Annotated in this window: 12 protein-coding genes; 6 read left to right on the top strand and 6 right to left on the bottom strand. The window is 33.2% G+C overall.

All coding sequences use genetic code 11. From position 1 onward, the window contains the following. Positions 1-58: 58 nt before the first annotated feature. Positions 59-991, bottom strand: a complete 933-nt coding sequence (locus ABD940_RS10125) for a GLPGLI family protein (protein WP_345203171.1) — start codon at positions 989-991, stop codon at positions 59-61. 363 nt (positions 992-1,354) lie between these two features. On the opposite strand from ABD940_RS10125, the gene ABD940_RS10120 reads away from it, so the two are divergent. Beyond that, positions 1,355-1,852 (top strand): DinB family protein, encoded by a 498-nt coding sequence (locus ABD940_RS10120; protein ID WP_345203169.1) that lies wholly within the window; start codon positions 1,355-1,357, stop codon positions 1,850-1,852. 73 nt (positions 1,853-1,925) lie between these two features. Here ABD940_RS10120 and ABD940_RS10115 read toward each other — a convergent pair whose 3' ends face one another. Beyond that, on the bottom strand, positions 1,926-4,631 hold the full coding sequence (locus tag ABD940_RS10115; RefSeq protein ID WP_345203166.1) for a hypothetical protein: 2,706 nt from the start codon (positions 4,629-4,631) through the stop codon (positions 1,926-1,928). Between the two features lie 285 nt (positions 4,632-4,916). Between ABD940_RS10115 and ABD940_RS10110 the strand changes: the two genes are divergently transcribed. Beyond that, the gene (locus ABD940_RS10110) at positions 4,917-5,273 is read left to right on the top strand and encodes a helix-turn-helix domain-containing protein (RefSeq protein ID WP_345203164.1); all 357 of its coding nucleotides are present in this window, start codon (positions 4,917-4,919) and stop codon (positions 5,271-5,273) included. 404 nt (positions 5,274-5,677) lie between these two features. Here ABD940_RS10110 and ABD940_RS10105 read toward each other — a convergent pair whose 3' ends face one another. From ABD940_RS10105 to ABD940_RS10095, 3 genes are all read right to left on the bottom strand, one after another. Further along, a complete protein-coding gene (locus ABD940_RS10105; RefSeq protein WP_345203161.1) occupies positions 5,678-6,436 on the bottom strand; it encodes a GLPGLI family protein in 759 nt (252 codons plus the stop codon). Between the two features lie 55 nt (positions 6,437-6,491). Beyond that, the gene (locus tag ABD940_RS10100; protein WP_345203158.1) at positions 6,492-6,701 is read right to left on the bottom strand and encodes a hypothetical protein; all 210 of its coding nucleotides are present in this window, start codon (positions 6,699-6,701) and stop codon (positions 6,492-6,494) included. Positions 6,702-7,344: 643 nt separating this feature from the next. Then, the gene (locus ABD940_RS10095) at positions 7,345-8,784 is read right to left on the bottom strand and encodes a leucine-rich repeat domain-containing protein (RefSeq protein WP_345203156.1); all 1,440 of its coding nucleotides are present in this window, start codon (positions 8,782-8,784) and stop codon (positions 7,345-7,347) included. A gap of 422 nt (positions 8,785-9,206) precedes the next feature. Here ABD940_RS10095 and ABD940_RS10090 point away from each other — a divergent pair, with 422 nt between their 5' ends. Further along, the gene (locus ABD940_RS10090) at positions 9,207-10,088 is read left to right on the top strand and encodes a cupin-like domain-containing protein (protein WP_345203154.1); all 882 of its coding nucleotides are present in this window, start codon (positions 9,207-9,209) and stop codon (positions 10,086-10,088) included. Between the two features lie 132 nt (positions 10,089-10,220). Here the strand turns inward: ABD940_RS10090 and ABD940_RS10085 are convergent, their stop codons facing one another. After that, positions 10,221-11,873, bottom strand: coding sequence for a helix-turn-helix domain-containing protein (locus ABD940_RS10085; protein ID WP_345203152.1), 1,653 nt, complete (start codon positions 11,871-11,873; stop codon positions 10,221-10,223). 503 nt (positions 11,874-12,376) lie between these two features. On the opposite strand from ABD940_RS10085, the gene ABD940_RS10080 reads away from it, so the two are divergent. Genes ABD940_RS10080 through ABD940_RS10070 form a run of 3 tightly spaced genes read left to right on the top strand, consistent with a single transcriptional unit; the run spans position 12,377 to position 14,937 of the window. Next, positions 12,377-13,192, top strand: coding sequence for a hypothetical protein (locus tag ABD940_RS10080; RefSeq protein WP_345203149.1), 816 nt, complete (start codon positions 12,377-12,379; stop codon positions 13,190-13,192). 18 nt (positions 13,193-13,210) lie between these two features. Then, positions 13,211-14,116, top strand: a complete 906-nt coding sequence (locus tag ABD940_RS10075; RefSeq protein ID WP_345203147.1) for a hypothetical protein — start codon at positions 13,211-13,213, stop codon at positions 14,114-14,116. 20 nt (positions 14,117-14,136) lie between these two features. Next, positions 14,137-14,937, top strand: coding sequence for a hypothetical protein (locus tag ABD940_RS10070; RefSeq protein WP_345203144.1), 801 nt, complete (start codon positions 14,137-14,139; stop codon positions 14,935-14,937). The last annotated feature ends 14 nt before the right edge of the window (positions 14,938-14,951 follow it).

The raw sequence follows: 14,951 nt of genomic DNA, 5'->3' as shown, positions 1-14,951 counted from the left end.
AAATGCATGAATACATTTGGGTTGACTTAGATATAATTTAGTTGAATGAATGTGTCGTTTAATCTTTTTCTTTTCCTACCTTTTCTACTTTTCCAACTTTAAGCTTTTCGTAAGGCGGCTCGATCGGGTTATCGTTAGAATTAAAGAAATCTTTGTACATTTTTTCCTGTTTTTTCAGCATATCGCCGATTGTTCCGTCCATTCCGGGAATTGTTTTAGACAACATTTCCTGGTTCATCATTGGTCTTACCGTTGCAAAAGGATCTTTTTTGAATTCTGTAAATGTTTTCTCGAATTTTTCTCTCGGCATTTCCGTCACTTTCAGATTCATGTTGGAAATTTTTTCTGCGTAAGATAATTCTTCCCAATTCGGCACTTTTCTGTTTCCCTGAAGAACCCAAGAATAGTTTTTACCTTCATCCTCAATCTTCACGATCAATCCCGGAAGTCCTGAAAATTTGTATGGCCCGTCCTGGAACGGAAGCTCTGTAGTAAACCAAGCTACCCATTTTTTTCCTCCGAAATCTACGGTTGCTTTCTGAGCATTATAAGCTCCTATCTTTGCTTTATCATTTAAGATTTTCCAGTCGAATTTTGCTGTTTCGCTGTATGCAATACCTGCAGGTGTGAATCCGCTTGAGATTCTTTCGATATACTGCAGTTTCATATCAGGATAATGCTTCACGATTTTTTCTGAAAACTTCGGCATTCTGATCGATTTTGATAAATCTTTAAAAGTACCCGCTTTCTGCATTGCTTCAATCTGAACTTTCATAATAGAATCCTGCCCGATCATGGTATAATCTCTGTAAACCGATCTGTCTTTCACAATATCCAGAACAGTCATTACTTTTTCAGTTTTTACAGAATCTTTTTTCGGTTTGAAAGTCAATTCATAAAAAAAGCGGTTTGCTGTTTCCTTCGAATCATTATCCTGAGCGCTTGCAAAAGCAAATAGAGTGATAAAGAATATTGAAAATAGTTTTTTCATTGTTTTCTAATGTTTATAGTTATTAGTTTCTGGTTTGTGTTTTTTGTTACAGATTTTTTTGAAATTATTTTTTGAAGAAATATTTTTTAACGCAATAGACGCAAAGATTTTATTCAAATTGTACTTTATTTCGTTCGCAATGGCATTTTACTCTGCAAATGATAACCATGGAAATATTACGACTTTGTTTTTCGTTTTGGTGAAGGAGAAACTGATTACTACTTGTAGATTCTTCACTTCGCCTTGCTCCGTTGTGAATGACATTCAGCATATTACTAGCTAAATATTTTAAATTTTATGATTTCGTTAAAATATTTTCATCTTTAAAAATCTTACATTTAAATCACTTAAAAACAAAATATTATGGACACATTATCTCAATTAAAAAACGAGCTTCAGGAAGAGTATCAGACAACCAGAAAGTTTTTTGAAGAATATCCTGATGACAAAAATGATTTTGCCCCGCACGAGAAAAGCATGAAAATGATGCCTCTTGCGACTCATATCGGGGAAGTTTTCGGATGGGCAGATACAATGCTGAAAACTTCTGATCTGGATTTTGCAACAACAGATTACAAACCAAAACAACTTTCCACAAAAGAAGATCTTCTGAAAGCTCTTGATGAAAATTACCAGTTAAGCGACAAGGCGTTAAGCAATGCAAAAGAAGATGACCTCAACGAAACCTGGGCTTTGAAAAACAATGGCGAGGAATTGGCAAAATGGTCGAAATACGGATCAATCCGTCACAGTCTGAATCAGATTACACATCACAGAGCACAGCTTGGCGTTTATTACAGACTGAATGACATTCCATTGCCGGGAAGTTATGGTCCTTCTGCAGATAATCCCGGATTTTAAAATCATTCCAATATATCTTAAACAAAAAACCAATCTCGTGAGATTGGTTTTTATATTTATTTAGTCTTACTTTTTATTTAAAATTGAATTTTACGGTGAACATTACCTGACTTGGTCGAAGTTGTATTCTTGTGTAAGAAATATTACTTGTGTTAATATCATACGTTTCAAATACTCTCTTATTCGCTATATTCAACCATTTTACTTCAAAATCAATTTTCTTTTTAGCCCAAGTAAACTGATATGAAAGATCGTAGAAGCCATTATTATACTTTTCATTAGCTGCATTTGTATTCACCTGATCCCAATTGAATCCAATAGTATGATTTTCGATCGGATACAAGAAAAGACCTAAATTGTGTGTAAATCCTTTTCTTGCTGCATTAGAAATTACCTGTCCTGTACTTGTCTGTTTTGTTCTTGAGAAACTTGCATTATAATCGATGCTCATCCAGCTGAAATACGTATTGTTGAACTTTACACCAACTGACTGACTGTTATTCTTGTTTGTATAAGAATCATTATTTAAAAAAGCATCAGATTTTGCTGTATTATTACTATAGCTAACAGAGGCATTTGTTTTGAACTTTGGAAAATATTTTCCGACTTCTAAATTATATCCGTTATTCAACAAATGGTTATCTTGTTCTTTATATTCCATCACCGTATACCCTGCAACAATTCTCGGATTAGAAATCAGGTTTCTTTTTGCATCCGAATAACGATAATTGATATTAAAGAACAGATTATTCAAGGGATTTCTGTACTCTATTCTTGTTCCTGCCGTTTTATTATTATTCTGAGGAATCGGGTTATTAGCATACATTGCATTTATTCCGTTTGGCGAAGTCATTAAGAATCCGGAATATGCTGAATTTATTTCGCCAAAATTATTATTGATATTTGCATTTACCGAAGCTTTCCAAAAAGAAGCAAATGTATATTGAGCAAAAACAATCGGCTCAAAAGTTACTTTATTTACCTCTTTTGAAACTAATCTTAAAGGATCTTCCGCTTTAATATTATTTGAATTCACCGGCAGACTCGCATACAATGACCATGAATCGTTTTTATAATTTACCCCTAAACTTCCATAAGGTGTTGCAGTAGTATAACTTAAATCATTACTGTATTGTGAAGCTGGTGTAGCATTTGGACCAGTAAAAGGATTTGTTATAATATTTGACAAACTCGAAACTAGATCCGTTGATTTAAAATTAAATCCAACTTCTGGTGTAAATGTCCATCCTTTTGCAGAAAAACCAATGTTTACAGAATGATTCGCTTCAAAAGTTTTAAGTCTTAAATTCTGAGTTACAAAATCTGTAGATGTAGGAAGAAATCCTGGAATTGCCAGATAAGAAGCTGGTGAAACATCCAGTGTTTGCTTATCAGTTTGATAGTTTATATAAGACATTACATTCACCATTTTCTCTTTCCAAGGAATGATTGTACTTAGTGAGTTTTGGAAAGATGTTGTAGGAGATTCTACCGCTTCTTCTCCATGTCTTGTTAAGTTTGCAGTACTATTAACTGTTCTATCAACAATTCCTCTGTCTGCATTCCAATATTGAGAAAAGCTTGTGGTATTTTTAAAGAATCCTTTTTTAGCATTTTTGGTAAAAATCAATTCTCCTTTTGCTTTATCCGTATAGAAATTATTGTGGATGTTTTGAAATACTGTCGATGCAGGAGTGTCTGTTGTAGCAAAAAACTGCTGTTCACTATAAGACTCTCTTTCTACTGCATTATTCGTATAATTTGCGTTTGCTTTCAGCTCCCATTCTTTTTTCTTGTCGATATTCGTCAAATAATTAGCAGATATATAATGAACACTGTTCATCAAATATCTTTTTACCGGAAGATTCGGAGTGCTTGCATTTTCTACATTCAGCCAGTCGTTTTGGGAGGCGTTGATTCTTTTACCTTCAAATCTGTTTCCGAATGATAAAATATTTCCTTCATTTTCTACCTGCTCTCCTACATTATTCGATTTATAATTTACCACCCACTGACTTTTCTGTCCGAAAAACATCGGTGTTAATTTCACGTTCCAAAGCAAAGGACTTCCGCCGACTCCTACTTCTCCTCTACCCGTCATAGTTACTGAATTTTTCAGCTTGATATTGATGGCTGCCTGATCAGAAGGTACTTTATCCTGCAAGATCTTTACAGGTTGGTGATTTTCCAAAACCTCAACTTTTTGTACCGCATCTTTCGGAAGCGAGTTATTGATCGTTCCGTAACCTCCTTCCATTAAGTCTTTTCCGTTGACGTAGAATTTATTGATCGCGTTACCTTGATAAAGAATTGTTCCGTCTGTATTTACTTCGATTCCCGGCATTTTTTTCAAAACATCGGCTAATGTTCTGTCGCTTTTGCTGTCGAATGCTTTCAGATCGTATGAAATGGTATCTCCTCTTGCGGTTACCATTTTTGTTTTAAGCTTTACTTCTTTGATTTCCGTAGCTTCACCTTCCATTTTAAAACTCATGGTCTGGTCGCTGTTGGTGATCTGTTTTGTTAAAGGTCTTTGGTTAAAAGCCTTTACTTTAAGGTCTACATTAGATTCTGCAGAAGTGAAAGTTACTTTATATTCTCCTTTCGCATTGGTGATTCCGTAGGCAAGGATTGCGTCTTTTCCCGGTTCTTCTACCGTGACACTTGCACTTGGAATCGCCACACCGTCTTCATCCGTGATTTTCCCTGAAACTGTCTTCTGTGCAAAGGATAGCACGGAGAAAAAAATCATCAGGAATAAAGAAATTTTCTTTTTCATAATTTATTATTTGCCTAATTAGTTAATGGTTACAGCTTTTTGTTACACACCTATAAAGATTGTATTTAAAGCAAAAAGTTAAAGCCCTATTTTTATCACTACAAATATAGTTATATTTTCACAGTATTTCCATGTTTATTTTTTAATATATTTTTCTCTATACGATGAAAATTTTTCTTTGTTTTTGCGGTAAATGATGGTATTTGTGGCGGAAACAGAATTTTCAGGAGGATTATTATTTATTTTTTGTCTAAATGTATACATTTGTAAAAATAATTTTCATTTATGGGAGTAGGAACTAATCTTAAAAGACTTAGAAGTAAAACAAAATTTTCTCAACAGGAAATTGCGGATATGCTTGGAATAGACCGAAATACATATACCAACTGGGAAAATGAATCGACTGATATTAAGTCTCAATTTATACCAAAGTTAGCTGAAATTTATGAAGTGAGTATTCTTGATTTGTTTGACAATCAAAAAGACACAACATACAACAATCTTGAAAATGCAGAATTAAAAGACAATTCAATTGGACAAAAGGATATTCAACAGGGAATTATTATCAATATAACAGATTCTGAAGCTGCAAAAGTTCTAGCTGCTCAACTCGAAGAATTAATTAAAAATTTGAAAAAATAAGTCGGTTTTTCTGACATTTTTGTGTTTTTGCCCTAAATTTTTAGGGCTTTTTTATGTGCTATTTTATTGAAAACTTTGAAATATTATAGATGCTTCGAGAGCCTCAGCATGACATCGCTACAAATCGACAGTTAAAATAATACCGTTAGTATTAGAGATATGTCATGCTGAGGCTCTCGAAGCATTATTCAAAAGGTTTAAGTTCTAAAGGATTGTTGTGCATTTTTATCTTACTGTTTATAGATTTCTGTTTTTTTTCAAATTTTTAGAGCCTTTTTATTTCCACTTTACTGAAATTTAAATGTATAGATGCTTCGAGAGCCTCAGCATGACATCGCTACAAATTGACGGTTAAAATAATGCCTTTAGTATTAGAGATATGTCATGCTGAGGCTCTCGAAGCATTATTCAAAAGGTTTAAGTTCTAAAGGATTATTATACATTTTTCTTTTTCTCATTAATACACCTTCAAATTCTTTTCTCATTTGTTCATCCATTTCGGGAAAAGCTGCAACCGTAAATTCCAAATTATATTTTGCCTGAAGATAGTTTTTCTTATTCATCAGTTTATATGCTGAAAGATTAAAGGTAAATTCATCAGAATCTTTTTCAACTTTTGCTGCTGTAAAATGATAATCATCTCTTGTATCATATAATTCAAAAATTAACCCAGGTAATCCTGTGAATTTATATGGACCTAAAGATTGAGGATAATCTTTAGAAAAATAAGCAATCCACCTTCTCCCGAATTTATTTGTTGCTGCCATTTGACACTTCACACCATTGATTATTTTTGTATCACTATATAAAACCCATTGCAAAGGGTCTGATTCTTCGTATCTAATTTTAGAATCAATTACAGAAATATAAATTGTAGTTTTATTATTTTTTCTAATTATTCGTTCCTGAAAATAATCACTAATTGCTCTTAGATCTATCCCTTTGCTTTCGTATTGTCCTGTGTCATTCAAATAATTTTGTGCAGCTCCAAAATAATAGTCTTGTGAATTTCCTACTAAAACAAATCTTTGGTTATGATAATATTTTTCTCCGAGCTGAAGTTTAGAATCATATGTTACTTTTATTGTTGGATCAAACTCTATTTTTTGAGAAAGTATTATTGAAAAAATAAAAATGGCAAAAAGTAAAATAGTTTTTTTCATATTTAGTCTAGATATAAAAGATAGGCAGAAGTTGTTCTGCCTATCCAATTTAATATTAAGGATGAAGATTTATAACAGGTCTTACACCACATTCTATTTCATTAATAGATGCAAGGTAGCTTTCCATAGCAGTGTAGCTCCAGTTGCCTGTAAATGTTGTATAGTGTTGAACACCACAAGTTGAAGTCCAAACTGCTTGCATTGTTTTCGCAAACGCCATAACCGACACGCCCATCATGGCGCAAAATAAAAGTTTCTTTTTCATAAAATTTAATTTTTAGAATCGTTAATAATTAATTTTCCCAAGCTGGTCACCTTTATCTAGAATAAAGCAACCAAGTTGGATGATGCATCATTTATGACTTCTAAAAAGAAATACATCTTGCAGTAGAGCACCGCAAAATGTTTCGCGAATTTCTCATTTGTGTCATGTCACAAACCTATGAATAATTTTTGAATCCCAATGCACAAGAAAATCAACAAATTACGCTGTATTTTTTGGGCATGAAAAAAAACAAAATTTTTTCTCAACTTAAAAAAATTAATCAAAAAAGCATTATGGATTCTTTATTTAAATCATAACAGAACCTTTTAAGAAAACTATAGAAAAAATTCTATAGTTTGAGTTTATTTTATCCACTTTTTAGTGAATTTTAATTAAAAATAAATGCTTTACATTTGTCTCACGAAATGAATTTTTATTCATCAAATTGTGTTTTTGCCCTGCAAGTTTTCTTGCAGGGTATTTTTTTTTAATTTCCTCATAAAACATAAAAAACTCTGCAATTCTTTTGCAGAGTTTTTTGCTTAATAAAAACAGAGTTAATTTAAATTTCAAAATTATCTCTTAGCTTTTAAATAATTTATCCTGATAAAAATATATAGATTATTTTTTGTTTTTAAGTTTTTTATCCTAAAAACACTCCTCCAGTTACTTCTACATTGCTGTCGAAAGAAGAAGAATAATATTGTGTATTTGGTCCCAGCGTAACCTGCGTCAGTTTATTATTTGTAAACGAATTATATTCGATATAGGCAATGCCTTCCGGAAATACAACTTCGGTAAGATCATTGTTCATAAAAGCACCAGATCTAATAGTAAGCGGCGCATCAGGAAGCTCTAGTTTAGCAAGCTTGTTATTAGCAAATGCATAATATTGAATAGTTTTCACACTTTCAGGAATAATCAATTCCGTCAACTGATTTTGATTAAACGCATTGATCCCAATTTCTACAATTCCTTTGGGAATAGTAAGACTTAATAATTGTCCGTTCATTAAAAAACTATCTGTAATTTTAGTTAATCCTGCAGGTAATCCCAATTCCTTAATAGGATTGTTATAAAATGGCTGATTGCCCATTTCAGTAACAGTGTCAGGAATGACAACAGAAGTAATCTGATTATTTGCAAAAGCATAATCTCTGATCTTGGTTAATCCTTGGGATAATGTTATACTTTCGAGAGTATTTCCATTAAATGCACTATACCCGATTTCAGTAACATTTTCCGGTATGGAAATGGTTGAAAGCAAATTTCCTGAAAAAGCATACTCACCAATTTTAATCAGATTTTTCGGTAAAGAAATATCCTTTAATTTGTTGTTGCTAAACGCAGAATTATCAATATAAATAATATTATCAGGAAGATCAATAGATTCCAATTGATTAGAGTTAAAGACTCCAATTCCGATACGGTCTAAATTTTTAGAGATTTTTACTTCTTTAAGTAAATTGGCATTAAATGAGTAATCCCCTAAGCTGGTAACATTATCGGGAATATCAAGCACCGTTAATTGATTGCCTGCAAATGCAGCTGATCCAATAGAAATAAGATTGGCGGGAAGATTAATTTCTTCCAATCTATTATTACTAAAAGCAGAATCGCTAATAGAAGTAATATACTTAGGTAATTTAATATTACTCAATTGATTGCCAGAAAACGCAGAATTCCCAATCGCAGTAATATTATCGGAAAACGTAATATTTTTAAGCCTATTACTTCCGAAAGAACCATTTCCGATAGTTATAACGGAATCAGGTATTTCTAAATCTGTTAAGCTCATACCTGCTGCAAAATTGTCAGGAATATTTTGAGTTCCCTCTTTTACAAATAGTTTTTTTACCCAATAAGATTCTAAAGAAGCATTTCCTGCTTCGTCGATCTCTGCATAAATATTGCTTGGATTAGGAAGTCCGTTTTCTAAGCCGCTGATATTTTCCATGGCGATCTTTTCTTTTTTATGCCAGTAAGCATCTAGCCACGCCCAAAAATCTGCCTGTGTAGGTTTATCTCCGGTTTCAAATAGAGTTTTTAACTCTGCTTTCGTTTTAATTTCTTGTTCTTGCATTTTTTTTAATTTATAAATGTTAGAGTTTGATTTTTCTTAGTGCAAGTATCTACATGGGAGGCGACAAAACTCGACGTGTTTTTATTTAATTTTTTTAAAATAATATAACCCGTTATATAAAAAATCTATAAACCGCTGTAAATCAAAAATTTAAACACAACAAAATCATCTGAACTCGTAATAGTTATAAAAGTTTATATTTTTATTAACCGGTTCTTTTCTTTTATTAAGACAGGAAAGCTTTTTTAGTTTATATTAGATGTATCTATTATCATGATCCTTACTATCTTTTTGCATAAAAAATTTCTATACTTTTATTTGGTCTAAATAGTTAAAAATGATTTGAATCATAGATTAAAAAAAGCTTAAATACGTGAGCGTATATTTTTATTTAATAATTTTGTAACATTAAATTTTAAGAAATGGGAATCAATCTAAAGCCTATAGATATTGTAGATGACATTACACAAGAAGAATTCATTGAAAAATATCTAAAGCCGAGAAAGCCTGTTGTCATCAAAAACATGGCAAAAAAATGGCCTGCTTACCAAAAGTGGACCATGGAGTATGTAAAGGAAGTTGTCGGAGATGTGGAAGTACCCCTTTATGATTCTAAAAAAGCTGATCCTGCCGCTCCCATTAACACTCCTACTACAAAAATGAAATTTGCAGATTACATAGACCTCATCCAAAGAGAGCCTACTGATCTCAGAATTTTCTTTTTTGATCCTATAAAACATGCCAACAAATTACTGGAAGACTATATTTCTCCTAAAGAATTGATGGGTGGTTTTCTGGATAAATATCCAAGTATGTTTTTCGGAGGAGCAAGCTCTGTAACTTTTCTGCACTATGATATAGATTTGGCGCACATCTTTCACACTCACTTCAACGGAAGAAAGCATGTGATTTTATTCGAAAATAAATGGAAAGAAAGACTGTATCAGCTTCCTTATGCTACCTACGCGCTGGAAGATTATGATATAGAACACCCTGATTTCGAAAAGTTCCCTGCACTGAACGGTATTGAAGGTATCGACTGTTATCTGGAACACGGCGACACTTTATTCATGCCGACAGGTTGGTGGCACTGGATGAAATATCTGGACGGAAGTTTCTCGATCTCTCTGAGAGCATGGGACAAATCGTGGGCTGTAAAGGCACAATCTTTATGGAATCTTACGGTTCAGCGAAAATTCGACGACATTATGAAGAAGAATTTCAAGAAAAAGTACATGGACTGGAAAGAAAAAGTAGCCATAAAACGAGCAGAAATCGCTCTGAAAAGAGGCTTACCAAGATAATTAAAAAGACGTTTCTGTTGGAAACGTCTTTTTTGTTGGTTATTTTTATTTGATTATTTTCTTTTACCTATTAAAAACTTCTCATACAAACAGCATTTTTCTGTGAGATCTTGAAATTGTTTGCCATACATTTCACACAATCTCCTTTTCCAGATTCTCTTTTTTGAGCTGGCTGATAAAATAGGACGGCGTAACTCCAGTTTCTTTCTTAAATATTACAGCAAAAACCTCCCGCGAAGAAAACCCACAGAATTCTGCGAGATAGCTGATTTTATATTCTCTGAAAATAGGATCTGCATATAGTTTATTAGAGATATACTGTATCCGCAATCCATTGATATAATTATTGAAATTTTTGCCTCTATGTTGTTTTATAAGCTCGGAAAGATATCTCGTATTGGTATTTAATGATCCGGCTAAAGATGGCAGACTTATGTCTTTTTTTAAATATCTTTCAGATTTTTCAAATTTTGAGAGCTTAAACAGTAAAGATGAGGTCGTATCCTGAGAGATCTTCATGCCGCTTTCAGTAATCTTATTTTCCATCTCCGGCAAAAGATCAACATCGGTTTTTACTTCTCTTTCTTTTGCTTCATTTTTAATATTTTCAATGACAATTTTATATTTTTTATGAATTTTATTTTGATTTCGCTTCCAGAAGAACCAGCCGGATACAACGAGTAGAAGGAAAAAAATACAGGAAATAATGATAATTTTCAACTCATTGTCTTTATGCACTTTATCTTGCTTTGAGCTTATTTTTTTTATTGCTTTATCCGTAGATATTTTAGTTATATGAGCCAGACTATCACTAAGATTAGTATATAATGACATATATTTTATCGTAGAGTCTTTATTCTTCATTGCTTCATAAGAATTCGCTAAAGTAGCATAGGCAGAGACTCTTGCAGCGGGAGATTTTTGTGTTTTTTCAAGTTTTATGACCTGTCTTGCATAATCGATCGCTTCTGTATTTTTATTTTGTTCAGAATAAAAGTTTCCCAAATAATTTAAAATCGGAATTTTATTCGCCTTAATTTCAGTGAATTTTCTGTTATTGAGTGTACTTAATGAATTTTGTAAATATTCTTCGGCAAGATCTAATCTTTTAGGCTGATGCATCATGGCATAATACATCCCCAGATTCATATAAAGATAAGAGATCATATCATATTTTTCTTCTGTTTGCTTTATATTATTTTTGTCATCGGAAATTTGTTTTACCTCTTCCAGGCTTTTATTAAAATAAGACAAAACAGTATCCTGATTTGCTTTTTTAGGAACATAATAACCTGCAGCTAAACCCTGATATACAAGCGACATATGATAATGTTTCTTATTGGCATCTGTGATCTTGTTTACATAATATTTAGCATTTTGCAGTTCCTTATAGCTTTCGTCGGAAAGACCGAGTGAAGAAAAATCTGTCGCCCTTTGAATAAGAGCGGTAGAAACAGATTCGTTATCATTGATTTCTTTTGCCTGCTTTTCAAGTTCCTGAGAATATTCAATAGATTTTTCATCATCTCCGGTACTGTGATAAAGAATCATTAATTTTTTTGCGCTGGCTACAATTCCTTCTTTATAATTAATACTTTTTGAATCCTTATTAATTTTTAAAAATAAATAAAGATCTTCACGCGGATTCTTGGAGCTGTTCTTATTTAAAGAAATCTTTTTGTCGATACTTTCTTTTGTTATAGTTTGATTCCCAACTTGAGCGTTGCAAAACCCAAAAATCAAGCTACTTAATAATAAAAGACTAGTTTTCCCTGTGGACATCATTGTATTGTTTTTTTTAGATTACAATTTTAGTGCTATTTAATTCATAATCCGTGTCTTTTTTGTAATAAATTCCGAAATTACAACTTTTTGATTTCCTTATAAAGGTTTAATTATTAGCCATTTAAACCTTAAAATATGGAAAAACCACCTCAACAAATTTTTAAAATTATTACCCAACACATCACTTTTTTTCATCCTTTAAATTGCTTATGTTAAAATACAACTTATTTTGATTAGTAACGCTGTAAAATATTAATAACAAACGCATTATTGATTTATTTTTTACGTTCGAATTTCCGAATTTACAACCCCTATCACTTTGAAACAACCTCTAAAAGTTTCTAACATTGCACTGTAATCCAGTAGTAATATTGAATTATTTGAGTCTTAGTAACACGCAGATTCTAAAAACACACACGCTAAAAATGATTAAAAAATTTATTGCTTTTGAAAAAAAAGAGTTTGATTCAATTGACAGTTAATAACACTTAAAAAAATTGATGATGAAAAAACACTATTTTATTTCACTTTTTATTTTGGGAAATTTATACAACGCCCAAATAGGTATTGCTCCCAATCCTGCCGACCACGAACCACACCAAAACTCAATTCTCGATGTGAAATCCTCAACACCTTCGAAGACTGTTTTGTTGCCCGTAGTTTCACAGATCACCAATGCGGCAGATCCCGATAATGATAACAATTATAGGGGAGCAATAGCTTACAGTAAGAACAATGCTACGATTTATGAGCATGACGGAACCAATTGGTCGAGCATTTACAATTATGTTGTGGAAGTAAGACCACAATATTTTGCTCATTTCTCGCGCTCATCCAACCTGAGTCTTTCCTGTAATGGCGGACTTCTTCCTCCGTATGGCTGTACGTCTTCAGGAACCATTTCACTTGTAAACAATGGGAGCTCAGATTTTTTGGGAAGTTCTATAAATCTTTCGTTGGCATCCAATGTCGTGACAGTAAACGAAACTGGCTTGTATAGAATTACTTACAGATCTTACGCAACTTTCAACGGACTGAATACGGATGAAATTCAGTTGAGATTACAAAAAGCTGCAGTTGCAACGCCTACAGTATTCTCAACCATCGATTCTAAATCTTTTACGAGCGACAATGACAATCTGGGATATTCACCTGTTTTCAACGGATCGATCGTTGTACAGGTCAGCGCCGGAGAAAAATTCCGTCTGCAGGGTTTTATGCAATCAGGATTTTCACCTTTGATCAATTCTTCGACGAGTTTTCAGAACAATAATACGTATGGAACCGGAGAGTTGATTTTCGAGAAAATTGTTTTATAAATCATTAATTCTAAAATTATGTATCCTAAAATATATTTATCGGCAACAGCTTTACTGGCAGCAGCATTTTTCAATGCGCAGGTGATGATTTCCAAAACAGCTAGCTCTGCCCATCAAAATGCTTTACTAGATATAAAAGATGCCAATAAAGGCGTGATCTTTACCAGAGCTGAGAATATTACAACTTTTCCTTTATTTGATAATACTCAGGAAGACTACTTTAATGATGAAGCAACTCTGGAAGGAGCAATTCTCTATAATAAAGAAGACAAGCAGTATTACAAATATGACGGAACAACCTGGATTCCTGCGCTTCAGCTTGGAGGGTGGTATAATCCTTTTCTGGCGAGAAGAAAAGCGGACAATTCTAAAACATGGAATTGTTTAGGAGTACAAATTCTCAATCCTTTTCCGCCATTTACTCCAATTACAGTAAGTACATGCAGTGTTTTTGCCCTTTTGGGAAGCAACAACAAACAGACCATTTCACTTTCGCCTACAGTAAACAGATCTCAATTATTAGTAAACAATCTGAATACAACATTGCCTGTAAATGGAAGTGACAATGTGATCCAGATACCGCAAGCAGGACTGTATTATATTTCAGGAGTGACGGGATTTGGAGGTTTTTCATTGGGCTCTTTGGGAAAAGATGCTACATTTTGGGTAAGTATTGATGTAAGCTATGACGGAGGTACAAACTGGTCTACATTAGCATTTGAGGAAACCAAACTATATGGCGGAGTCTTCATTGATTTGGGACAGGGAGGAAATAAAAGCGCAAGTGTTTCAGCTTCGGTCACATTACCTGCCAATTCACGGATAAGACTTCAGGCTGCAGTAAATACAGATTCTGTACTGTCTACTTTTTCAAATTCTGTGGATCATCGGGAAACCTTTGTTAATATTCAGAAATTAAGATAATCCCATTAAAATTTAAACACATGAAAAAATATTTAGCATTTACAGGTATGTTGGGATTTATGTTGGCAAATTCTCAGGTTGTCATGGGAGGATCAACCCCTTTAAATAGTCATACCCAGTTGGAGCTTCAAAATTCCGGGCAGAAAGTGCTTATTCTTCCCGTTGCAGAAAACGAAACGATACTACCAAAATACAACAGCTCTCAACCTGATAAATATGACGATGATGCCACGATGGAAGCGATGTTGATGTATAATAAAAGTGAAAGCCTTACCAAAGTCTATGACGGCACAAAATGGGAGCAGGCTTTTAACGCTAAAAACAAGTCAACAACATGGACAAGAGCGAATATTAACAGCACCAACATGACCTGTCTTTCCACTTCCGATCTTTTTGGGCAGCTTTTACAGCTTTGCAGCTCTGATAATCTGAAATTTTCTGTTCCCCAAAATAGTTCTCAGTTTTCTGATTATCTGTCTGTTGTAAGAGATTCTGAAACCTTCAGGATAAGACAGAAAGGATTATACAGGATTAATTTTAATGTGTTATTCAGTGGTTTCACCGCCGGATTTGATTTTAACGGAGCCAGAATCACCATTGTTGTTGTGGTAAACGGAGTAGAAAAAGCTTATATGTCCGGTAAAGCATCACCTTTTATCAATGTCGGAAATTATCTTGTTTCTACAGATGGCGTTTTATTTTTGGACGTTAATAATGATGTGAAATTCCGTCTGGTTTTGGATGGTTCATCATGGTCGATCAGCAGTTACAATTTTGGAGGAACCACGGAAAGCAGCGTAAGTATCGAAAGGGTATTATAAATCAGGATGAATTA

Source organism: Chryseobacterium ginsengisoli, from assembly GCF_039542325.1.
GTDB classification, from domain to species: Bacteria; Bacteroidota; Bacteroidia; order Flavobacteriales; family Weeksellaceae; genus Chryseobacterium; species Chryseobacterium ginsengisoli.
This window is presented reverse-complemented; position numbering and strand designations above follow the sequence as displayed.